Origin of the sequence: Gordonia polyisoprenivorans NBRC 16320 = JCM 10675, from assembly GCF_000241325.1 — a bacterium.
Lineage (GTDB): Bacteria > Actinomycetota > Actinomycetes > Mycobacteriales > Mycobacteriaceae > Gordonia > Gordonia polyisoprenivorans.
This window is the reverse complement of record NZ_BAEI01000010.1, coordinates 64,090-85,546: the sequence shown is the minus strand read 5'-3', so window position 1 is coordinate 85,546 and position 21,457 is coordinate 64,090. Positions and strand designations below refer to the sequence as shown.

Annotated in this window: 19 protein-coding genes and 4 tRNA genes; 12 read left to right on the top strand and 11 right to left on the bottom strand. The window is 65.3% G+C overall.

From position 1 onward, the window contains the following. The first annotated feature begins 245 nt into the window (after positions 1-245). On the top strand, positions 246-635 hold the full coding sequence (locus GOPIP_RS03635) for a VOC family protein (RefSeq protein WP_006368192.1): 390 nt from the start codon (positions 246-248) through the stop codon (positions 633-635). A gap of 298 nt (positions 636-933) precedes the next feature. Here the strand turns inward: GOPIP_RS03635 and GOPIP_RS03630 are convergent, their stop codons facing one another. The 7 genes from GOPIP_RS03630 to GOPIP_RS03605 all read right to left on the bottom strand — a co-directional run bounded on the left by GOPIP_RS03630 (position 934) and on the right by GOPIP_RS03605 (position 7,301). Then, positions 934-2,211 carry an IS256 family transposase gene (locus tag GOPIP_RS03630; protein ID WP_006368191.1) on the bottom strand — a complete coding sequence of 426 codons (1,278 nt, stop codon included), beginning with the start codon at positions 2,209-2,211 and terminating at the stop codon, positions 934-936. A 111-nt stretch (positions 2,212-2,322) separates the two neighbouring features. Then, positions 2,323-3,372 (bottom strand): Shedu anti-phage system protein SduA domain-containing protein, encoded by a 1,050-nt coding sequence (locus GOPIP_RS03625; protein WP_006368190.1) that lies wholly within the window; start codon positions 3,370-3,372, stop codon positions 2,323-2,325. 16 nt (positions 3,373-3,388) lie between these two features. Further along, positions 3,389-4,405, bottom strand: a complete 1,017-nt coding sequence (locus GOPIP_RS27980) for a toll/interleukin-1 receptor domain-containing protein (RefSeq protein WP_006368189.1) — start codon at positions 4,403-4,405, stop codon at positions 3,389-3,391. A 300-nt stretch (positions 4,406-4,705) separates the two neighbouring features. After that, positions 4,706-5,128: a DUF4913 domain-containing protein gene (locus GOPIP_RS28165; protein WP_006368188.1), complete on the bottom strand. Its 423-nt coding sequence runs from the start codon at positions 5,126-5,128 to the stop codon at positions 4,706-4,708. Between the two features lie 64 nt (positions 5,129-5,192). Continuing rightward, entirely contained in the window at positions 5,193-5,696 is a 504-nt protein-coding gene (locus GOPIP_RS29850) for a TraM recognition domain-containing protein (RefSeq protein ID WP_354546448.1), read from the bottom strand. Next, entirely contained in the window at positions 5,609-6,076 is a 468-nt protein-coding gene (locus tag GOPIP_RS28640) for a type IV secretory system conjugative DNA transfer family protein (RefSeq protein ID WP_050955232.1), read from the bottom strand. Before GOPIP_RS28640 ends, GOPIP_RS29850 begins: the two co-directional genes overlap by 88 nt. Positions 6,077-7,228: 1,152 nt before the next feature. Next, positions 7,229-7,301: transfer RNA gene (locus GOPIP_RS03605), tRNA-Lys, on the bottom strand. Positions 7,302-7,481: 180 nt separating this feature from the next. Here GOPIP_RS03605 and GOPIP_RS03600 point away from each other — a divergent pair. From GOPIP_RS03600 to GOPIP_RS03580, 5 genes are all read left to right on the top strand, one after another. Next, positions 7,482-7,554 (top strand) — tRNA-Glu (locus GOPIP_RS03600). 34 nt (positions 7,555-7,588) lie between these two features. After that, positions 7,589-7,665: transfer RNA gene (locus GOPIP_RS03595), tRNA-Asp, on the top strand. Positions 7,666-7,694: 29 nt separating this feature from the next. Continuing rightward, a tRNA-Phe gene (locus GOPIP_RS03590) sits at positions 7,695-7,768 on the top strand. Between the two features lie 201 nt (positions 7,769-7,969). Then, positions 7,970-8,776 carry a chymotrypsin family serine protease gene (locus GOPIP_RS03585; protein WP_006368185.1) on the top strand — a complete coding sequence of 269 codons (807 nt, stop codon included), beginning with the start codon at positions 7,970-7,972 and terminating at the stop codon, positions 8,774-8,776. A 112-nt stretch (positions 8,777-8,888) separates the two neighbouring features. Further along, positions 8,889-10,550, top strand: coding sequence for an HNH endonuclease signature motif containing protein (locus tag GOPIP_RS03580; RefSeq protein WP_035727086.1), 1,662 nt, complete (start codon positions 8,889-8,891; stop codon positions 10,548-10,550). A 222-nt stretch (positions 10,551-10,772) separates the two neighbouring features. Here the strand turns inward: GOPIP_RS03580 and GOPIP_RS03575 are convergent, their stop codons facing one another. Beyond that, positions 10,773-11,708: a cytochrome c oxidase assembly protein gene (locus GOPIP_RS03575; RefSeq protein ID WP_006368183.1), complete on the bottom strand. Its 936-nt coding sequence runs from the start codon at positions 11,706-11,708 to the stop codon at positions 10,773-10,775. 122 nt (positions 11,709-11,830) lie between these two features. Here GOPIP_RS03575 and ppk2 point away from each other — a divergent pair, with 122 nt between their 5' ends. The 3 genes from ppk2 to GOPIP_RS03560 all read left to right on the top strand — a co-directional run bounded on the left by ppk2 (position 11,831) and on the right by GOPIP_RS03560 (position 14,114). Further along, positions 11,831-12,682 carry a polyphosphate kinase 2 gene (gene ppk2, locus GOPIP_RS03570; protein WP_006368182.1) on the top strand — a complete coding sequence of 284 codons (852 nt, stop codon included), beginning with the start codon at positions 11,831-11,833 and terminating at the stop codon, positions 12,680-12,682. Positions 12,683-12,739: 57 nt separating this feature from the next. Beyond that, positions 12,740-13,414: an NUDIX hydrolase gene (locus GOPIP_RS03565; protein ID WP_014361312.1), complete on the top strand. Its 675-nt coding sequence runs from the start codon at positions 12,740-12,742 to the stop codon at positions 13,412-13,414. Positions 13,415-13,562: 148 nt separating this feature from the next. Next, positions 13,563-14,114: a YceI family protein gene (locus tag GOPIP_RS03560; protein WP_006368180.1), complete on the top strand. Its 552-nt coding sequence runs from the start codon at positions 13,563-13,565 to the stop codon at positions 14,112-14,114. A 507-nt stretch (positions 14,115-14,621) separates the two neighbouring features. Here the strand turns inward: GOPIP_RS03560 and GOPIP_RS03550 are convergent. Both GOPIP_RS03550 and GOPIP_RS03545 read right to left on the bottom strand, forming a co-directional pair. Next, positions 14,622-15,530 (bottom strand): alpha/beta fold hydrolase, encoded by a 909-nt coding sequence (locus GOPIP_RS03550; protein WP_006368178.1) that lies wholly within the window; start codon positions 15,528-15,530, stop codon positions 14,622-14,624. A gap of 73 nt (positions 15,531-15,603) precedes the next feature. Then, positions 15,604-17,172, bottom strand: coding sequence for an MFS transporter (locus GOPIP_RS03545; RefSeq protein ID WP_006368177.1), 1,569 nt, complete (start codon positions 17,170-17,172; stop codon positions 15,604-15,606). Between the two features lie 65 nt (positions 17,173-17,237). On the opposite strand from GOPIP_RS03545, the gene GOPIP_RS03540 reads away from it, so the two are divergent. Then, complete coding sequence (locus GOPIP_RS03540; protein WP_006368176.1) at positions 17,238-18,185, top strand: alpha/beta fold hydrolase; 948 nt, start codon at positions 17,238-17,240, stop codon at positions 18,183-18,185. Positions 18,186-18,194: 9 nt separating this feature from the next. On the opposite strand, the gene GOPIP_RS03535 is transcribed toward GOPIP_RS03540, so the two are convergent. Continuing rightward, the gene (locus tag GOPIP_RS03535) at positions 18,195-19,406 is read right to left on the bottom strand and encodes a CaiB/BaiF CoA transferase family protein (protein WP_006368175.1); all 1,212 of its coding nucleotides are present in this window, start codon (positions 19,404-19,406) and stop codon (positions 18,195-18,197) included. 122 nt (positions 19,407-19,528) lie between these two features. On the opposite strand from GOPIP_RS03535, the gene GOPIP_RS03530 reads away from it, so the two are divergent. Together GOPIP_RS03530 and GOPIP_RS03525 are read left to right on the top strand one after the other, a co-directional pair. Further along, complete coding sequence (locus tag GOPIP_RS03530) at positions 19,529-20,695, top strand: MBL fold metallo-hydrolase (protein WP_006368174.1); 1,167 nt, start codon at positions 19,529-19,531, stop codon at positions 20,693-20,695. After that, complete coding sequence (locus GOPIP_RS03525) at positions 20,692-21,453, top strand: crotonase/enoyl-CoA hydratase family protein (RefSeq protein ID WP_006368173.1); 762 nt, start codon at positions 20,692-20,694, stop codon at positions 21,451-21,453. Before GOPIP_RS03530 ends, GOPIP_RS03525 begins: the two co-directional genes overlap by 4 nt. Positions 21,454-21,457: the final 4 nt, after the last annotated feature.

Sequence of the window (21,457 nt, the reverse complement as noted above, 5' to 3'; positions counted from 1 at the left end):
TAACTAGCCTCGATGTTTCGTGGGAAAACGCCCGCCGCGTGATATCACGCGAACGACTGAGCGGGGCGTCAGCCTCCACTGAGTGCGACGTGAATCGGGCATGAATGTGCCCCGTTCGCGTAGTTAAGGCAGAACAGAACTGCATACCTCACATTGTGGCACTGTCACACGCGAGATATTGTCAAGACCTGTGGATTTACCGGTAGACGGCGGCCGCGACCGGGTTGTGGAACAGGATGAGGGGCATGTTCAAGGGTCTGCATCATATGCAACTGGCCATGCCGGCAGGCGAAGAAGATCGGGCGCGAGCGTTCTTTGTCGATGTGTTGGGTATGGCCGAGGTCGGCAAGCCTGCAGTTCTGGCCGAACGAGGCGGCGTCTGGTTCCGGGCTGGGGGTCTCGAGCTTCATCTTGGTGTGGAGTCTGACTTCAGGCCAGCTCGTAAAGCGCATCCGGGCATCCTCGTCGACGATCTGGACGCGCTGTTTCAACGGCTCGCCGGAGCTGGCTACAGCGTGCAGCCCGACGGTGATTTTCCTGGTTTCCGTCGCTTCTACGCCACGGACCCGTTCGACAATCGGCTAGAATTTCTTGAACCCGAATACGATAGTCCCCACTCGGAGAGTGACACGTAGGAGTGTCTGTCGACTCGACCTGCAGATCGTACCCGGGGATGGTGCGCGTCTACCTTCGTGCCGCGCCGCCGGTAGCGTCGCCGACCTGACCATCTGCTGCGGATTCGGTCAGCGTCTCATCGAATGCTGTGCTGCACTCACTCTGTTTCGTCACTGTCACACACTTGGTCACGTAACACGCTGCTAGACAACGGTGTACGGATGAATATGGGATAATCGTGATTATCCACACCGCCGGGGTGGGGCGACCTTCGTTCATTCGTCCTGACATCTTCGCAAGCTTGTGCATGACGTGGTTTCAGGCGGCGTCCTCGGTGTCTGAGGTAGTGTCGGGTTCGACGAGTTTCCCCTTGGTGAAGGTGGCACCGTCGCGGACGAGCTTCACTAAATGTGGCGCGTTGACCGCGCGCCACTTAGATTGAGCAGCCTCGATCAGCTTGTAGGCCATCGCCAATCCGGCAGCTCGTGACCCGGGGCCTTTGGTGACTTTCGTGCGCAACCGGACGGTCGCGAAGGTGGACTCGATCGGGTTGGTGGTCCGCAAGTGCACCCAGTGCTCGGCCGGATAGCGGTAGAACTCGAGTAACACGTCGAGGTCATCGATGATCTTGGCAACCGCTTTTGGGTACTTTGCTCCGTACATCTTCTCGAACTGTTGCGCTGCGGCGCGGGCGTGGGCTTCGTCTTCGGCGTTGTAGATCTCCTGCATCGCCTTGATAGCGTTCGGGTGCGCTGATTTCGGCAGAGCGGCAAGCACATTGGCCTGCTTGTGAAACCAGCAGCGTTGCTCACGTGCCTCGGGGAACACCTCCCGGACCGCCGCCCAGAACCCGAGCGCGCCGTCCCCGACCGCTAACGTGGGGGCAGCCATCCCACGGCGCTTGCACGAGCGCAGCAGATCAGCCCACGACTCGGCCGATTCTCGATACCCGTCAGCGAGTGCAATCAACTCTTTGCGGCCGTCGGCGCGCACCCCGATCATCACCAGCAGGCACAGTTTCTCCTGCTCGAGACGCACCTTGAGATGGATACCGTCGATCCACATGTAGACGTAATCAGCGGTGATGTCGCGGTCGGCGAACGCGGCAGCTTCTTTCTGCCACTGCGCGGTCAGCCGGGTGATCGTGGCCGCCGACAAACCGGCACCGGAACCGAGGAACTGTTCCAGGGCGGGCCCGAAATCGCCCGAGGACAGTCCATGCAGATACAGCAGCGGCAGCACCGCGGAGATCTCCGGGCTCTTACGCGCCCACGCCGGGAGAATCTTCGACGAAAAGCGTTCGCGTTCACCCGTATCAGCATCGACACGTTTGTCGTTGACCCGCGGTGCACTTACGGTGACCGCGCCGGCGGCGGTCATCACCTCGCGCTCATGGTGGTACCCGTTGCGCACCACGAGGCGGTGCCCGTTCTCGTCGAGCTGGTCGGCGAATTGGTCGATGTAGGCGGCCACTTCTGCCCGCAACGCGGCGGCGAGCATCTGCCGAGCGCCGTCACGCACGATCTCATCGAGCACCGAGCGGCTCTCGCCGGCCGGGTTGGAACCATCATCGTTGTTGACTACCGTAAGCGACACAGGGCGTGCCTTTCCGCCAGCGCTGCCACGCTGACTTGATCAAGTGACTACCGGGATCATTCTGCGGGAAGGCACGCCCTCCCAAATCCACAGGTCTTGATCATTCCTCTGTCACACGCCATCGCCTGACCCTGAGATGCCAAGCGTCATTGCATTCTTGGCGTTGGAGATGAGCTGGTCGTATGTCATGACCCGTACTCGTGAGAGATGGCTGTTGTAGATACGCAGCGCCAGGGACGCGTCCTCTTCGGTGAGGCCCTCGGCGGTGCAGTGCTCGGTATGGCCGACAACGACAGTTGCGAAGGCTCGCTGGACTTCCAGTTTGAGCGTCATCTTGATGTTCGCGGCATGGGTATCGAGCTGGTGAAGGTAATTCTCTGCCTGCGATACGGCCTCGTGCACATCGTTGCCGACGATCCAGTGATTCCTATGCATCCTGAATAGCCTTGGTAGACAAGCTGTTTTGAGTTCCACTATGTGGATCGAACCGTCGGTGTTGATCAGGGGCACATCCAACTGGTCCAGGACCGTTAGGCTGCGACGCTGCGTGACCCCGACGTACCGCCCGCCGAAGATCCATGGATTGTCTTGGATCAGCTTCTGGAACTCGCCCTCGCTCGTCCACGGGGTGCGGGCAAGCTGTTCGAGTTCTTCGAGTGCGGCCCGCCGGCGTTCCTGGTCGATCAGGCCGGCCAAGTGGCCCGCCTGGTTCGACTTCGCCACGGCCCGTACGAGATCCTCGTCCCCTCCGATGGATTCCAGTAGATCGGCGAGAGCGGACTCACCCTCGTCGCCTGGCTGAAGACGCTCAGCCAGCACCTTCGCCAAGTCCTTACTGTCTGTCCGGACGTAGTAGCCCTCGTCGGCGAACATGCCGTTCAAGAACTTTCGAAGGACATCAACCTCATCGTTAGCGAGGGAAAAGGTCTTCGTCGGATTATTGAAGTCGTATCCGAAATCCATCTCCTTCGCTGGGACCTCTTGGAACTCAAGCTTCCGACCCGACGGAGCCTCCCGGTCGCTGCCGAAGTAGTGCATAGTGACGGACTTGAACGACCTGCCGCGTGTCTTGAGTTCCATGCCCTCATGACGAATGATTCCCGGGCGTGCTGAATTGCGAACCCAGCGGCGAAGGCCGGCCTTGTACTCTTCGATACTCACACCAAGTCCCCGCTACTCACGGCCAGGGCGATCCGGCATTGGCAGTCGGTGGCGGCGAGGCGACTCCTCGCGAGCGTACGTTCCTCTCGTCCTCAAGCTGCTGCAAGTAGACCTCGTAGGCGTCGATGTCCGCAGTGATCACGCCGCCGCCGGGCTGCTGCCTCAGGAACGCGACGATTGCACGAGGATAGGGCGTGCCTCCGTCGAGGGCCGAGTTCGCCCAATTGATCTGAGTGTTGTCCTTGCATGCCTGCAGCAGTCGAGCGCACTGGCTCGAATCGAGTGACCGCAGCTCTCGGAGGTAGAGCCAGATCGAGTCCGTGACCGCGAATCTCGGTGACGCGGCCATGGCGTCGACGAGTGAAGCGCCGAATCCGCGCTGGAGTTCAGGCTTGCTCGCTATCCGTCCCAAGGTGGAGCTGGCGATGGCCTCCGGAGGCAGATTACCGGCGGTCTGGGCCTGATGCTTGCCCAACGGGCCGTAGGGGTCAGCGTCGAACCGAAGCGCCATCACTGGCACGTGGCGGCCGAGTAGCCAACCGACCTCTTGGTCGCACCACGAGCTTTCCTTGAATCCTCGATGAAGGAAAACGAGGCCCGCGTCCGCCCGATCGAGCGCGCTTTCGATCTCGCTATGCCACTCGGTATCCACGGTGATCGAATCGTGCGCTACGAAGAGCTTGATTCCAAAGGCGGCGAGTGCCTCAGCCACTTCGTGGACGAGCACGCGATGCATCGCCAGGTGGGACGCGAACATGAATAGAGGTTGCGTACTGGTCGCGATGGCGGTGACTACCGCCGCTGGCGCTTCGCTCGGAAGCTCCAGTCCGAAGTGTTGGGCGAGCTCAAGGAGTTGCTCATCGGTCGCGGTGTCAATTGTCTCGGCGGTGGTCGGTCCCCATGAATCGTCATCAAGTTCTGCGACGCCATACGTCCTCAGAATGATGTTCGCGTGATCCCACGGCAATTCATCCCGATCGTCGATCTTATGTGCGATCGCGAGTACCAGTTTGACCCGGCCCTGCTTGTCCATTGTGGCTCCCAGCGTCGATCCGCCTTGGATCTCGCGTCGATTCTTCCACTCAGCACCGACATCCCCGCTTGGCGCCACGCCGTCGCCGGGAGATCCTTGTGCGCTGTGGTGAGGCGGTCAGTGTCGCGGGCGGTTCGGGTACTCATGGTGGTGTCCTGTCGGGTTGTGGGACTGGGTTTTTCGGGTTGTGGGGGCGGGCCCGGGAGTCGCTGGGATGACTCGTGCGGGCCCGCCCACCACGCGTCACGGCGCAGCGGGTGGGAGTGGTTCTGCGTCCGTGACGGGTCACGGGGCCGGTCCCTATCCGACGGCTCGCAGGCGGGTGGGGTCGCTGGGCAGGTACCGGGGGTGTCCGGATCGGGGTAGTTCGTGTTTGTCCGGGGTGCAGCAGCGAAACGGGCCGGTCGCGCTGGTCAGGACGGACAGGTGATGGTCGAAGTGATCACGCAGATACACCGACACCGCGGCCCGCCCTTCTTTGACGGCTTCGAGCTGAAACGCTCGGCAGACCCACAGGCGGGTGATCGCTTCGGGGTGCTGATCCCATTGGGCGCACCACCGAACTCCGGGGCGTCCGGTGACGAGGGAGATTTGCCGCTCGCACCATTGACTGACGTTGCGGTCGACCCACTCTCGCAGCACGCTCAGATCAGGAGTCAGACCGTCACCGGCAGTGGTGGCCGCTGCCGACGAGGTGTCGGCGGGTTGTTGGGGTGGCTGCAACCCTGCGGCCGAATCAGGTGGCGCGGCGGCCGCGAGCCCGTCTTCAAGTGCGTCGAGCGCGATGTCATGGCGGCCGAGGTGTTCGGTGAGGGTACGTACTTGCCGGCGCAGACCTTCGAGCTGGGCCAGCAGTGTCGTCGTCGGGTCGTCCTCGCTCGTCGCTGCGTCTCGGTGTCGGCGATGTGGGTGGCGAGGTGTTTACCGAGCGCGTTCTCTCCGAGTCGCTGACTGCGGATCGACGGACTTGCTCGGTCGCGGTCTTCTGGTAGGTCGAGATGTCGGTGGCCTCGTCCTCGAGGTACCAGGGCATCAGCTCCATCAGCGCCGGCCGTGACCATTGCCGGATGAGCAGGGCGTGGGATCGGTCCATCGCCGCGACCTCTTCAAGCGGCATGATGGGTTCGCGGATGAGTTGGCGCGAGCGTGTGTTGCCGCCCGGTCCGCTGCTGTAGCTGGTCTTCCACACTTCGTGTGTGCCTATCAGATTCGACACCATTCGGGTGTCTGTCGCTTCTTGGAGGCCGGCGCCGATGATCCGGCAGGTTGAGGCACTCCACAGTGCGCCCATCCGTTCCCGGCCCCACACACCCATCCCCTGCTGATACGACTGCAAGATCCGTCGACGAGCACGACCTTGCTACCCAGGTGCGACGCCTTCGCCGGGAGGTCGTCGATCCGGCAGATGTTGGCGGCCTCGTCGAGGACCACGGTCATCGGCGGCTCCAGGCGACCACCGTGTGCGGAGGAGGCGAGGTCGGCGAGCTTGAACACCTGGTCGACCATCGCGGCGACGATCGGCCCCGACGATTCGGCACCTTCTTGAGTCATCAGGTAAAGCGTGGGTTCCTGGCCGGGGTGGGCGGTGAACAGTGTCCACAGGTCGAGTTCGGCGATCTTACGGGGCCGTGGAGGTTCGTGAACACGCCACACCGTCGGCGTTCCGTTCATGCAGTGAGTGCACATCTATCGCAGGTTGGCATCCAGCTCCTCGAGTAGCTGTGCTCGGGTTGCTTCGCCGTGGAACAGAAACAGATGAACTTTCGCCCAACGGTAAGCAGCAAGCTCCAACGGAGTGACGAGTATCGTCGTGTCTCCTCCGATTGCCGCCCACCCTCGACGAGCGAAAGCAGTACGGCGCCTGTTTTCCGCTCGCCGCTATAGCTCGCAATGCCGAGGTGCCAAGGGCACACTCTAGTCGGCCTGCGGCAGTCCTGATCACTATTGAGGAACGTCGACTCCGACTAAGTCTCCGAAACCGGAGGCGGAAAGCGCACCCACCTCAGCCATCATGTGGCTGCGGCGAGCCCAGCACAGAAGTGGACGATGGCAAATCGTCGGTAGCCCTTTCTACTCTTCCCCGTAGAACTCGTCGCCATGCCATCGACCACGCCGCATCTGCAATTCGTTGGTACGAGTCGTTGATCTCCCGACTAGCGAAAGAGCCAGTTGGCTTGCACTCGCGTCGAACTCGCTCGGAGTCGAAGAGGTACAACGCTGGAACACGCCACCATTTGACTCCCGGCGCCCTCACCACACCGTCGTTGTCTCGTGCTCCAAGCGCTAGATCGCGGAGCGTCTTCCGTATCCCGCCGTACGAGATTCCAATAATAAAGAGCGCCAGGGCCAGTACATACCACACTACAGTGGCTGGAATCGTCGCATACCAAGCTAGCGCCATAGAGAGCCTGCCTCCGACGAGCGAAACGAGCGCTGCCGCAGTGAGATATTGCCACTGGCGTTTCGTCACCAGGCGAGTATCGACAAACAGAAGTGACTCTAGCTCGCGAAATTTGGATATCGCGTCGCGTTCAAACCTGTCTTTGCGTTCGGGAGGCGCAGCCTCAGCGAGATGCGCCGCTCGTAACGCGGCCGCGCGCTTCCTCCCCAATCCAAACCATGCGTCCTGGAGTGCGGCGCGAAGGAGCGCGAGCGCTGTCAACGAGACACCGGCCCAGGCGGCAACGTTTCCGTAGTCCATGCTGCCGAGGGTCTCATGCACTACCGACAAGTCCCGTGGCATTCGGTTCAGCAGGGTGAATCCGCAGCCTGGACCTTCCCCTTAAGAACGAGCAAAACCGCCCGTGACCAGGCGGTTTGCGGTGCCCCCAGTAGGGCTCGAACCTACGACCTGCGGATTAAAAGTCCGTAGCTCTACCAACTGAGCTATAGGGGCGTTACCCTCGGCGCCGAGGGCGGAAGCGAGTTTACCTCGCGCCGAACGGGTCGCGGACAGGCGGTGTCCGCTTCGCGTGTCGAACCCAAGAAAATACCTTTGACGTGGCGATTTGTGTTTTCCGCGCGCGGTGTCCTAATCTGAGTCGGCTCCCAACGGAGCCCTCCCGAACGGAAACCGGCCCCCTTCGTCTAGCGGCCTAGGACGCCGCCCTTTCAAGGCGGTAGCGCGGGTTCGAATCCCGTAGGGGGTACGCTGTTCGCCTCGGTGAACAGATAACTGAACAAGGCCCTGTGGCGCAGTTGGTTAGCGCGCCGCCCTGTCACGGCGGAGGTCGCGGGTTCGAGTCCCGTCAGGGTCGCCAAAGGTCTCGGTGTTCGTACCGAACCTTCCGGCCAGGTAGCTCAGTTGGTACGAGCGTCCGCCTGAAAAGCGGAAGGTCGCCGGTTCGATCCCGGCCCTGGCCACCTGGAAAACCACCTCTCGAAGGTGGTTTTCTTTGTTTTTGGGTGCAGAGCAAGCATGAACTCCATGCGATCTCCGACGTGTCCGACAGTGCCCGCCACGACGAATCATGTTGTGCCGAAATCTTTTTTCGTCCGACGTTGCCGGTGGCACCCGATCGCGTCGGCAGGAAACACACAGCCAGGATCGCTACTCTGCCGCGTATGACCCGGCTGCGGTGGGCGATTCCGGCGGCGGTGCTGCCCTTCTTGTTCGTCGCCGCATGCGGTGGGGCGGCAGCCACATCCGACCCACGGCCGATCACCACCCGCTTCGTCACGTTGCCCGACAGCGACGGCGGACATCCGGTCCCCTTTACCCCGACGACCGACCACACGTATCGGCCGGGCGTCACGATCGTCGACGCGACGGCATCCGGTCCAGCGTCGCAATGCACCCTCGGCTGGCCGGTCACCTCGTCGACGGGCAGCCGCGGCAACCTGACGGCCGGGCACTGCGTAAGCGGACTGGGTCAACCCACGTGGCTGTACACCGATTCGTCCGAAACGGGTCGCCTGCCCCTCAGCCCCTACGAACTACACGAGGACGACACCCTGGCCGACGGCACCATGCTCGACGCCGCGGCCGCATTCCTACCGCCGACTGCGACTGCAGCACAATGGGTCACCACCATCGACGGTCACCCGATCGCCGGCGTCATGACACCCCGGGAAGTGGCCACACTGCCTCGGGGAACACCGGTCTGCATGGCCGGCGCACGCGCGGGCCTGACGTGCGGTCCGCTCCTCGACGCCAACACGCGAAGCCTCCACTGGGGTGGGTATGCCGTCGTCGGCGACTCGGGATCAGCGGTGTTCGTCGTGAACCCCGACCAGAGCGTGTGCGCGGTCGGCATCCTGCACGACGGCCCCGCTGACCGCGACAACACGATCGCCTACGTCGAGCCCGCACTCCAGAAATGGAATCTGACGATTCCGGTCACCGCGCCACACCGATTGTCGCCGTGCTGAATTCCATCCGAAAAAACTTTCGACAACCTCTTGCCAACCCGACAAACCCGGCATACACTCGAACACAACGACACACAAACAGGTGTTCGCTATCCCGGGGGGGCGAGAAATGATGGTCGACACCGCGTTACCCGACGTGTCTGGTTTGTCGACCACCCAGAAACTCGCCCTCGCCCACCGCTTGGTTGATTCGCTGGCGTCGGATGATTTGACCGGCCTGTCCAACGACGACCTGGTCGCGGTCGCTCAATCCACCGAGCAGTTGATCACCCGGGTCACCGTTCAGGGGGATCGGCAGATCGTCGAATTCTCCGACCGCCATCTGGCCCGCGAGTACGGGTTCGGGTCGATCACCGACGCCATGATCGGCTTACTCCGTGTGTCGGAACCGTGGCGGCGGTGGAAACAACTGAAAGCGACCGCCACGTTCCACACCTTTACCGGTGAGGTTGCCGCCCCCAAATATCCGGCACTCGCCGAGGCGATGGCGTCCGGGGCGGCCGGCTCCTCGCATGCGGCGGTGGTGATCGACGTGCTGGACCGCATCCCGGCGGCAGTGCCGTTCGACGAGAAAATGTCGGCCGACGCCACGATGGCCCGCTACGCCCGCACCCACACCCCCTCCGACCTCCGGATCCTGGGGGCACGGGTGTTGGCGCACCTCGACCCCGACGGCCACCTGACCGACGACACCGACCGGCAACGCCACCGCCAGATCCGCATCGGCCGCCAAGACGCCCAACAAATGAGTGGGTTGTCCGGGCAAATGACCCCCACCCTCACCGCACACCTCGAAGCAGTACTCGCCGCGTGGGCAGCCCCCGGAATGAACAACCCCGCCGACCCCGATTCCCCCACCGGCAGTCGCGAAGACGCCGACCCCGAACAGGTGGCTGCCGCGGCAGCCCGCGATCACCGTGATCAAGTCCAACGCAACCATGACGCGTTGGAAGCAGTCCTGCGCGCCGGACTGGATGCCGGTCTCGGCCCCCAATCGCATCGCGGCCTACCACCACACCTGATCATCAAAGCCACCCTGTCCGACCTGATTGCGCAGACCGGGATGGGCGTCACGGCGACCGGCACCCTCCTCCCGATCACCGATGTCATCGCCCTCGCCGCCCAGTGCCAGCCGTGGCTGGCCGTGTTCGACGACCACACCAACCTGCCCCTCTATTTGGGGCGCGCGCGGTTGGCGAGTCAAGGCCAGCGGATCGCGTTGTTCGCCAAAGACGGCGGCGAGTACTGCTCGTTCCCCGGCTGTACTCAACCCGCCGCCCACGTCGAAATCCATCACGCCACCAAAGATCACGCGAAAGGTGGGCTCACCAACATCGGTGACCTCGCCCCCGCCTGCGGCAAACACAACCGCATGGTCGGCGACAAACCCGGACAATTCACGACCGGCATATATCGGGACGGGCCGTGGGCCGGACGGTGCTGGTGGCGCACAAACACCCCGGTCGGGGCAGCGACACCGAACCCGAAACGCACCAACGCGTTACCCGACGTCGGGGCCACTTTCCGCGCCACCCTCGACAAAGTACGCGCCGACCTGCACCCACCACCCGACCCGACACAGGGTGATACCGATACCGATCTCGCCGAGCGCGACGACCGGGACTCGATGCTGCCCACCGACCGAATCCGCCGCACCCGAATCCCGATCGGGCACGGGTACTACGATCTCGTCGAAATCCTCACCCCCGACCCCAGCCCGGACTCGCCGATCGACACCCAACTCGCCCAACTACTCGGCGACCGCGGACCCTAGACCCGGGGGCGTGCTCGGTCCGGGTCGGAAACCAGCAGCGGCGCAACAGGTCTCGAGGCTCGTCGCTAACGCTCCTCGACACCTCGACCACCGAAAGAACGGCTCGTCGCTAACGCTCCTCGACACCTCGACCACCGGGATGCTAACGCTCCTCGGCACCTCGACCACCGGGACGAAAGATCCGCCGGGCTGCTCGACCACCGGAAATTGGCGCCCAACGGCTCAGCGGAAGCGCTCGCGTAACTCCGGGTTGTTCTCCCACCACAGTCCTGACGGTTGGTCGGACTCGGTCTCCGCTGCCGTCGATCGGGTGGACTCGCGTTCGGCCGCATCGAGTTCGGCGTCGGCGATCTCGGCCCGCCGACTCTCATCGGTGCGGAATCGGTCGAAGAGCACGAGGAGGAACGGCAGACCGATGACGTCGCCGAGCACCCAGAACACACCGGCCCCGATAGTTTGATCGGTCCGCAGCGACGGCCCCCACGTGCGGTGCAGCGCTTCGTAATACGAGGCGGCGAGGAGTCCGCCCTGCCACATCACCACGCCTAGGATGCCGTCGCCGAGTGTCTCGCCCAGGGTGACGAGCAGCGACAGGGATTGCGGATAGCGCCGAGGCACCGGGTCGATCTGCAGCCGCGCGTAGAAGTATCCGAAGCCGCAGAGCACGAGCAACACTCGGGTCACGGTGTCGACGGTGTCGGATCGCAACATCGCCGGATACCACCCGGTGAGATAGATCAGCCACGGCGTCACGATGACGCCGGCCGAGGTCACCGCCGGTGACGCGATCACCCGCGCCGCCCGCGTTCCCAGCCAACGATCGATCACGCTGCGTGCCGCGGGCCACGACTCGCGGGCAACCGTCACCGGCATCCCGAGCGCGAGGCAGAACGGCACCACCATCAGCACCAGCACAACCTGCAGCGCTCGCACCCAGAACAACGTGTCGGAGTACACGCCGACAAACCCGCACGCGCTGATCAGCCACACCGCCACGCCGACCAGAAACGGAACCGCCCGCCGCCATGGCAGCGTCGACCTGCGCATGGCCACCACATACGCCACCGCGATCAACACCACGACGACAGATGTGGGCACATCGACTCGCCACGACGACACCACGGTGTGCAGCGTCAAGGGAGCGAGGGCATCGGCCACAACCCGCGAGTATGCACCCGCGACAAATCGTTAATCGACTCGTAAAGGCCATTCGGACACCGCAGTCACCTAGTCTGGGCAGATCAGTGCCCTCCGGGCGGGCACCGTCGAGGAGGCCGAGCATGGGCAAGAAGAAGCACAAGAAGCACTCCTCGAACCACGACGGTCACGACGAGCACGTGACGACCGAACCCATGACGACCGAGCCCATGAAGAACAAGGAATTCCGCAAGCTCGTCAAACCCCTGCACGTCGAGCTCGTGGCCATGCAGGAATGGGTGCGCACCACCGGAGCCAAGGTGTGCATCGTCTTCGAGGGCCGCGACACCGCAGGCAAGGGCGGCGTGATCAAGTCGATCACCGAGCGGGTCAGCCCCCGGGTCTTCCGGGTCGTCGCACTGCCCGCACCCACCGAGCGCGAGAAATCGCAGATGTACATCCAGCGCTACGTCCCGCACCTACCTGCCGCGGGCGAGGTCGTCATCTTCGATCGCAGCTGGTACAACCGCGCCGGGGTCGAGCGGGTCATGGGCTTCTGCACCGAGGAGCAGACAAAGCAGTTCCTCACCGAGGCCCCCGAGTACGAGCGGTCGATCGTCGCCTCCGGGGTCATCCTGCTCAAGTACTGGCTCGAGGTCAGCGAGGGTCAGCAGACACTGCGACTCCAGAGCCGTATCGACGATCCACGCAAGTATTGGAAGCTGTCGCCGATGGACCTCAAGTCGTACACGCGCTGGGACGACTACACCCGTGCGCGCGACGACATGTTCCGCTTCACCGACACCGGCTGGGCACCGTGGTACGTCGCGAACACCGACGACAAGAAACGCGGTCGTCTCAACGTCATCCGCCACATCCTCGACCAGATTCCCTACACCCCGCTCGACCGCCCCGACGTGGAACTCCCCAAGCGGAAGGCGACCGGTTACGAGGGACCCGACCTGCCGCTCCGGCGCATCCCCACGCTGTATTGACCTCTCGTCATGACGCCGCTGGTCGTCACCGACCCCCACGCGTGGTCAACTGGGAGGATGACGTGGGTCGAGCGCGAGGTCCTGAGTAATCGGCTGTCAGCCTTCGACCGGCGAGCCGCCACCACGCCCGGCAAGGCCGCGGCCGTGGCGATCGTCGTCGTCGACCGCAATAGCAGCAACACCGACGACGCCGACACCAACGAACGCGAGCAGGGCATCTGGCTCCTGCGCCGACCGATGAGTATGCGCCGCCACGCCGCCCAGTTCGCACTGCCCGGCGGCCGACTCGATCCCGGCGAGGATCAGACCACCGCGGCGCTGCGTGAGCTGCACGAGGAGATGGGCGTGGCCCTGTCCCCCGACGACGTCATCGGCATGCTCGACGACTATCCGACCAGATCCGGGTACGTGATCACACCCGTCGTGTGCTGGGCGCCGCACGCCCCCGAACCGTCACCCAACCCCGACGAGGTCTCGGTCTGGTTCTTCATCCCGCTCGACGACCTCCTCGTCACACCTCGGTTCATCACCATCCCGGAGTCGGCGCGACCGGTCATCCAGATGCCGATTCCGGGACTGCATCGCGATCCCGACGACCACTCACCGAGTGGACGGACAGCGCTGGTGCACGCGCCCACCGCCGCGGTGCTCTATCAGTTCGCCGAGGTCGCGCTGCGTGGCCGTGACACCCGTGTCGACGAGTACGAGCAGCCGGTTTTCGCCTGGTCATAGAAGCTCGCGAAAAAACTTCGGCATTCGGGAATGAAATCGGACCGTGGTCCGGTTATGCTCGGTAATGGGCCGGAACGACCCAGCGACCTCACCGGTCATCGATACGACAGTCATCGACCCCCGGACACCCCGGAACAAGGAGCATCCCATGAGCACCCCCACCGTCACCGCGCCGATCGCCGCAGGCACCTGGACCATCGATCCCGTCCACTCGACCGTCGGCTTCTCCGTCAAGCACCTCATGGTGAGCAAGGTTCGCGGCAAGTTCGACACCTTCAGCGGCACCATCACCGTCGCCGAGGACGGAACGCCGTCGGTGCAGGCCGAGATCGACGTCACCTCGATCACCACCGGCAACGAGCAGCGCGACGGCCACATCAAGTCCGCCGACTTCTTCGACGCCGAGACCTACCCGAAGGCCACCTTCACCTCGACCGCGGTGCGCCCCGCCGGCGACGACTACGTACTCACCGGCGACTTCACCCTGCACGGCGTGACCAAGTCGGTCGATCTCAAGCTCGAGTTCAACGGCGTCAACCCGGGTATGGGTAACGGCCCGGTGGCCGGCTTCGAGGCCACCACCGTGTTGAACCGCAAGGACTTCGGCATCGATATCGAGATGCCGCTCGAGGGTGGCGGCGTCGTCGTCGGCGACAAGGTCACCATCACCCTGGAGATCGAGGCCGGCCAGGGCGCCTGACCCCCCCCTTCTCACAGGGATCACGCTGACCCGATCGATCGACGGGTCAGCGCAGACCGGGACCGATACCGCAAACCCCGTGTGCGGTATCGGTCCCGTTGTCGTAGTGCCGAATAGGCGATGCGCCGGGCGGCGTGATGTCGCCACGTGCGATGGGCGGGCGTCAGCGCTCGCGGTAGCGCCCCGACGAACCCAGTTCTCGGGCATAGAAATTCAGGCCGGGCCGGTTGCACAGCATGCCGAGGGCAACCAGCGCGAGCAGGACTACGACGAGTGCGATCATGATCGGCCTCCACAGGGAAATGACGGACCGTCTGCAGTTCTCGACGGATTTCGGTGTACACATGTTCTCTCAGATAGGTGGAGAACGGAAGACCTGCGACGGCGAGATCACGTATCCGATTGGGGCGTGGCCCTGTTCACACCGGTACCGCGTGCACCGCCACAGCACATCTGTGCAATGACAGCCTCTCAACCCCACCGCGCCGCGTGCGAGAAGGCGCTACGTCAGGGCACGACGATGCGCGGGGAGTCCGGGTCCCCCGCACGAACCACCGCGTCGACGGCGTCGAGGAACTCCGGCACGAACTTGTCCGCGCCGAGCACACAGCACGCGTGCCCGCCGTCGACGTCGAAACGTCGGGCTCCCGGGATACCGTCGACCAGCAACTGCTGACGTTCGGGTTCGACGACCTTGTCCCGGACCGAGACCACCACCGACGTCGGCACGTCGATCTCGGCAAGCCAGTCCCGAGAGTCGAAGCGCCCCAGTCCTTCCCCGAAGTCACCGGTGTGCGACAACGGAGTCGAGAGGAACTGACGCATACCCCACAGGGCGGTGTGCGAGGTGGGCTTGTCCAACGTCGCGTCCGACGGCCGGGGGATGATGCGATAGACGGGCTTGAGCAGTCGCCCGGTCTTGTTGGCCTGCTCGCGCAAGTGCGGATCACGGGTGCTGAAATACGGCCCGGTCGAGCACAGGACCAACCCCGCGACCCGATCGTGATGGCGACGCCACACGAGTTGCGAGATGCCACCGCCCATCGAGAAACCCGCGGTCACGAACCGACCGACCCCGAGGACGTCGGCGAGCGCGACGACGTCATCGGCGCAGTCGAGCAGGTCGAAGGTGCCCGACCGGATGCCGCGGCCATGCCAACGATGATCGAGGGTGATGACCCGATAGCGCTGATTGAGTTCGGGGATCACCGGATACCAGCACAGCAGTCCGGTGGTCATCACCGAATGCTGCAGGATGATCGCCGGCGCGTCGGCCGGGCCGGAGTCGGTGACGAAAGTGCTACCGCGCCCGGGCAATTCCACCATCGTCCCGCTCGGCAGGTCACGCACCGGCAGATAGGACGGGCCGGGAAGCGACAGACCTCGGGAGATCCGATCCAGAACTGCAGCACTCACCGCTACGACGTTACGCGAGATTCCTCCGATTCGGCTGTGCGTCGACGGCCGCAACCGGGTACCCGCCACACACTCAGCGCAGGGTGAACAGGTGCTCCTGGCGGGAGCGTCCGTCGACGGTCAGGGCCAGCGCGTCCGACACCCGCTGGTGGTCGTATTCGGTCCAGCGCTCGGTGCGCTGGCGCTGATACTCCGACCACGAGCCGACGACGAACTGCTCGACGTAGTCGTCGGAATCCTCGCCGTTGCGATACAGATGCCAGTTTCGTGCACCCGTGCGGCGCCGGGACAGTGCCACACCCGCCATCGCGTCGACGAACTCGTCGTGGTGTTCGGCGTCGACCCGGTAGGTGGCGACCACCCGCACCGGACCGTCGTCGGGGGCCGGCTCGAAAACCAGCATGGGCTCCGGCCAGGCGGTCGACAACGTCCGATCGAGGGTGCCGGTCTCGGCGTGAATCGGCAGCACCGCCACGGCCAGCGCCGCCAGGATCAACGCGAGCGCCGCGATGAGCAGCGCCCACCGCACCGTCAGCAGCCCGCCGAGCGCACCCCACACCAGCGATCCGATTCCCTGTGACCCCATGAACACCAGGAGGTAGGCGGCCATCCCCCGGGCACGGACCCAGGCGGGCAGGGTCAATTGCATCTCGGCGTTCAGCGTCGACAGCGTGGCGATCCACGCAACCCCGGCCGGGACGAACACGATCAACGCGACCACCGTGGACCCGAGCGCGGCCGCAACGGTACCGACCGCGAAGACAACAGCGGACGAGGCAAGGATCACGTTGGGCGACAAATGATCACGCATCCAGGGCAGTCCGAGGACACCGAGGATCGCACCGCAGCCGAGGACACCGAGGACCACACCGTAGCCGGTGGAACCGAAATGGAAGGAGTTGCTGACGACCAGCGGGAGCAACGCCCACAGCGCCGACGCCGGGAACGCGAACAACGCCGAGCGCACGAGGATCCGACGCACGATCGGTGCAGCGGCGACGTAACGCAACCCGACAACCATCGACGTACCGAGATGCTCGGGCTCCATCGTCGAGGTATCGCCCGGCCGCCGCCATCTCAGCAGCGCGACGACAACGGCCAGGTAGGAGACCGCGTTGATCGCGAAGACCACCCCGGCGCCGCCGACGGTGAACAGCACGCCGGCCAGAGCCGGTCCGACGGCCCGCGCGACATTGATCGACATGCTGCCCAGGGATGCGGCGTCGGCGATCTGCTCGCGCGGCACGATCTCCGGATTGACCGCCTGAAACGCCGGCGCCGACAACGCCGAACCCGCACCCAGCAAGAACGTCAGGACCAACAGCATGCCCGGGTCGAGCAGGTCGACGGCGGCCAGGACGGCCATGACCCCGGCGACGACGGTCGCGTACGCGCTCATCACCACCAGCAACCACTTGCGGTTCAGCACGTCGGCGAGCACCCCGGCGACCAGCGACAACAGCAGGGTCGGGAGGAGACTCGCGGTCTGGACGAGCGAGATCACCGTCGGCCCGGCGTGCTGGTCGACGAGGAACCACTGAGCGCCGACGGTCTGCATCCACAGCCCGATGTTGGACACCATCTGGGCGATGAACAGATTGCGGAACACCCGATTCCGCAACGGCGCCATACCCGAGGCCATCGCCACCCCCGCTCTGTCGCCGACCCGACGCCCACCGTACCGACTCACAGTGCGATCCTGGTCACATGATGGGGATCGACCGACCGAAGATCGAGGGCTCGGTGGCGGTGGAGGGGGGACGACGCCGGATCGGGTTCGCCGAGTTCGGGTCGGCGACCGGCCGCGCCGTCATCTGGTTGCACGGCACGCCCGGCGCACGCCGCCAGATTCCGACCGAGGCCCGCGCCTACGCCGCCGAGCACGACATCCGGCTCATCGGGCTCGACCGCCCCGGCGTCGGCAGTTCCACCGCCCACCGGTACCGATGTGTGGCGGAATTCCCCGGCGACCTCGAGCCGGTTCTGGAGGCTCTCGGCATCGACCGGTTCGCGGTGATCGGCATGTCCGGCGGCGGACCGTACGCATTGGCGACCGCACACGCGCTGCCCGATCGCGTCATGGTGGCCGGGATCGTCGGCGGAGTCGCACCCACCGTGGGCCCCGACGCCATCGGCGGCGGCGCGATGGCCCTGGGTTCGCTGCTGGCCCCGGCCGTCCGGGTCGCCGGTGCACCCCTGGGCAAGATCCTCAGTTCGGCGCTCGGGGTGGCCGCGCCCATCGCGAATCCGGCGATCCGCCTCTACGGCCGGTTCTCGCCTCGCGCCGACCGAGAGTTGCTCGCCCGCCCCGAGTTCCGGGCGATGTTCCTCGACGACCTGCTGCACGGCGGCAGCCGTCGCATGGAGGCACCGTTCGCCGACGTCGTTGCCTTCGCCCAGGATTGGGGATTCCGCGTCGGCGACGTCACCACGCCGGTGCGCTGGTGGCATGGCGACCACGACCACATCATCCCGTATTCCCATGGCATACACATGGTCTCGCTGCTACCCGACGCCAAGCTCTTCGAGTTGCCCGGCGAAAGCCACCTCAGCGCACTGGGGATGTCGACGCAGATCCTCGCCGAGCTGCTCTCGGTGTGGGACGACGCCGAACGCACCCCGATGATGCCCGCCGGACCACTGATCGAGCCCTGATCCGCCGGCTCACCCGGTGGTCGACTCGCCCAACTCCGCGAGGATCGCCTCGGTGTGCTCGCCGAGCGCGGGCACCGGGCCCATCCGCATCTCGACGTCGTCGAAGGTGAAGGGCGGCAACAACGCCCGGATCGGGCCGATCTCGGTGTCGACCATGCGCCACCGCTCACGTGCCGAGAGCTGCGGATGGTCCACCACGCCGGCGACGTCGCGGATCTGCGCGGCCGGAATCCCGGCCGCCGCAAGGCGTTCGTCGAGTTCGGCGGTGTCGAAGGTCGCGGTCCGGGCCGCGACGAGGTCGTCGACTTCGGCACGGCGAGCGACTCTTTCGATGTTGGTGGCGTAGCGCGGGTCGTCGCCGAGTTCCGGTCGGCCCAGCACCCGGGCGAGTGCACGCCACCCGCGGTCGTTCTGGACGCCGATGAGGATCTCGCCGTCACGCGTCGGATACGCGTCGTAGGGGACGATGGCCGCGTGTCCGACGCCGCATCGCGGAATCTGCCGCCCCGCGTGCATCGCGATGTACATCGGATGGCCCATCCATTCGACGGTCGCATCGAACATCGACACCTCGATCGTGGCGCCCGCACCGGTGATACCGCGACGCACCAGGGCCGACAGGATCGAGGTGAGTGCGTACATGCCCGCGGCGATGTCGGAGGTGGGGACCCCGGTCTTGGCGGGGTGCTCGGCGGTGCCGGTGACCGAGATCAGGCCGGCCTCGGCCTGCACGAGCATGTCGTAGGCCTTGCGGTCACGCATCGGCCCGGCGGGGCCGTAGCCGCTCATGTTCACCACGATCAGCTCGCGGTGCTCGGCACGCAGGCGCTGCGCGTCGAATCCCAGCCGGGCGGCGGCCCCGGGGGCGAGGTTCTGCAGAAACACATCGGCGCGGTCGATGAGCGCGCGCACCTGCGCTGCGCCGCGCTCCTGCTTGAGGTCGACCGCGAAGGACTCCTTGCCCCGGTTGAGCCACACGAAATGCGAGGCGAGTCCCTCGACCTCGGCGTCGTAGTGTCGGGCGAAGTCGCCCTCACCGACCCGCTCGATCTTGATCACCCGCGCCCCGAGGTCGGCGAGATGCCGCGTGGCCAGCGGCGCGGCGACGGCCTGCTCGAGGGCCACCACGGTCAGGCCGGCCAGGGGAAGCGAGTCGTCTGGTGTGTCGGGCACGGGGTCGACGGAGTCGTCGGGGGTCTGTGCAAAGGCCACGTCGGCCACCCTTGCCCGCCGCGGTCACCGTGTCAATGCCGCGAGCGAATCTGGGACACATAGGGTTTACCTCACGATGCGTGAGCCGAGAGGTGTTTGCCCGGCCGCGTCCCGCGTGATCGTATGGACTGATGAGCACTCGATCGGCGGGCCCACCGACCACGGATACGGCCGCCTCGGGTGCGGTCGGACCGGGGGCCGTCACCACCGACGAGGTCGTCACGAGCACCGGCGTGGTGGTCACCGGACACCGGCAGCGGCAGGCGTGGGCCGAGAAGGTGTTGCCGCCGGTCGAAGAGGTTCGGCCCGGCGTGTTCTCGATCCCGGTACCGATGCCCGGCAATCCGTTGCGCTACATCCTGGTGTACGCACTGGTCACCTCCGCCGGCGGTCTCGCCCTGATCGACACCGGCTGGAACACCGACGAATCGTGGGACACGCTGGTCGCCGGCATCCATGCCACGGGCCATGACCTGTCCGACATCACCGACGTGTTCATCACCCACCTGCACCCCGACCATTTCGGTCTCGTCCCCCGGGTCCTCGAGCACGCCGACCCGCGATTGGGCATGCACCGCAACGACGCCCGGTTCCTGTATCACCGCGACGAGGCGCAACTCGCGCAGGAGCTCGCCGACGCACAGGTCGATCTGCGTGAGCTCGGTGCCCCGACCGACGTCATCGACGCCGGAATCCGTGAGATCGTGCGGCTACCACAGGGCCGCACGATGGACGTCGAACTCGTCGGCGATGCGCCCCTGGACATCCCGGGATGGAATCTGCGCGCAATCTGGACGCCGGGACACACGGCGGGACACCTGTGCTTCGCCGACGACGACGCCGGGATCATCTTCACCGGTGATCATCTGCTGCCCCGGATCAGTCCGAACGTGTCCACCAATTCCTTCCAGAACGCCAGTCCGCTCGCCGATTACCTGACCTCGCTGGCCAACACCGAGCACCTCGGCGACCTCGAGGCGCTGCCGTCGCACGAGTACCGGTTCCGCGGTCTCGCCGGCCGCGTCACCCATCTGCTCTCCCACCACGAGGAACGACTCACCGAGATCACCGAGGCCATCGCCGATGTGCCCGGGTCGACCGCGTGGGACATCACCCGATCGGTCACCTGGTCCCGGCCGTTCGAGCAGCTGTCCCTGCCGCTGAGCCGAATGGCCCTGCGCGAGACCAACGCCCACCTTCTGGTTCTGGAAGAACGCGGGATCATCGCCCGGTCGGGCACCGAACCCGTGCACTGGTATGTCACCACCCCCACCGATCGAGAGGACACCGGCAGATGAGCCCGGTCACCACCGAATTCGCCGACGGCGTCGCCGTCATCACCATCGACCGCCCGGAGGCCCGTAACGCGGTCAACGCCGAGGTCGCGACCCTCATCGCGGCGGCGATCGACGAGTTCGAGACCCGGGACGACATCACCGTCGGCATCCTCACCGGTGCCGGCGGAACTTTCTGCGCCGGAATGGATCTCAAGGCGTTCACCCGCGGTGAGGTACCGAGTGTGCCCGGTCGCGGATTCGGTGGGGTCACCGAGAAGCCGCCGAGCAAGCCGCTGATCGCCGCGGTCGAGGGCTGGGCGCTCGCCGGCGGCTGCGAACTGGCCCTGTCGGCCGATCTGATCGTCGCCGCCGAGGACGCGAAATTCGGTCTGCCCGAGGTGAAGCGGGGCCTCGCCGCCGCAGCCGGCGGACTGCTGCGCCTGCCCAAGATCCTCCCCTACCAACTCGCGATGGAGATCGCGCTGACCGGCGACCCCATCACCGCCCAGCGTGCCCACGAGTTCGGTCTCGTCAACGTCCTCACCCCGACCGGCGGCGCGCTCGACGGTGCGCGGGAACTCGGCGCCCGGATCGCCGCGAACGGGCCGCTCGCGGTCCGCGCCACCAAACAGGTTGTGGGCATGGCGATCCGCTACACCGACCCCGATCTCATCACCGCCCAACGCGAGGTGCTCGACCCGATCTTCGCCTCCGACGACGCCCAAGAAGGTGCTCGCGCGTTCGCCGAGAAGCGGGCGCCCCTCTGGACCGGCCGCTGACCCT

Excerpts from the sequence above, each read along its gene's own strand:
- GOPIP_RS28640 (WP_050955232.1), bottom strand. The coding sequence starts at position 6,076 with ATGAACGGAACGCCGACGGTGTGGCGTGTTCACGAACCTCCACGGCCC.
- GOPIP_RS03560 (WP_006368180.1), top strand. The coding sequence starts at position 13,563 with ATGAGCACCCCCACCGTCACCGCGCCGATCGCCGCAGGCACCTGGACC.
- GOPIP_RS03585 (WP_006368185.1), top strand. The coding sequence starts at position 7,970 with ATGACCCGGCTGCGGTGGGCGATTCCGGCGGCGGTGCTGCCCTTCTTG.
- GOPIP_RS27980 (WP_006368189.1), bottom strand. The coding sequence starts at position 4,405 with ATGGACAAGCAGGGCCGGGTCAAACTGGTACTCGCGATCGCACATAAG.
- ppk2 (WP_006368182.1), top strand. The coding sequence starts at position 11,831 with ATGGGCAAGAAGAAGCACAAGAAGCACTCCTCGAACCACGACGGTCAC.
- GOPIP_RS03545 (WP_006368177.1), bottom strand. The coding sequence starts at position 17,172 with ATGGCCTCGGGTATGGCGCCGTTGCGGAATCGGGTGTTCCGCAATCTG.
- GOPIP_RS03525 (WP_006368173.1), top strand. The coding sequence starts at position 20,692 with ATGAGCCCGGTCACCACCGAATTCGCCGACGGCGTCGCCGTCATCACC.
- GOPIP_RS03635 (WP_006368192.1), top strand. The coding sequence starts at position 246 with ATGTTCAAGGGTCTGCATCATATGCAACTGGCCATGCCGGCAGGCGAA.
- GOPIP_RS03580 (WP_035727086.1), top strand. The coding sequence starts at position 8,889 with ATGGTCGACACCGCGTTACCCGACGTGTCTGGTTTGTCGACCACCCAG.
- GOPIP_RS29850 (WP_354546448.1), bottom strand. The coding sequence starts at position 5,696 with ATGGGCGCACTGTGGAGTGCCTCAACCTGCCGGATCATCGGCGCCGGC.
- GOPIP_RS03565 (WP_014361312.1), top strand. The coding sequence starts at position 12,740 with ATGACGTGGGTCGAGCGCGAGGTCCTGAGTAATCGGCTGTCAGCCTTC.
- GOPIP_RS03530 (WP_006368174.1), top strand. The coding sequence starts at position 19,529 with ATGAGCACTCGATCGGCGGGCCCACCGACCACGGATACGGCCGCCTCG.
- GOPIP_RS03540 (WP_006368176.1), top strand. The coding sequence starts at position 17,238 with ATGATGGGGATCGACCGACCGAAGATCGAGGGCTCGGTGGCGGTGGAG.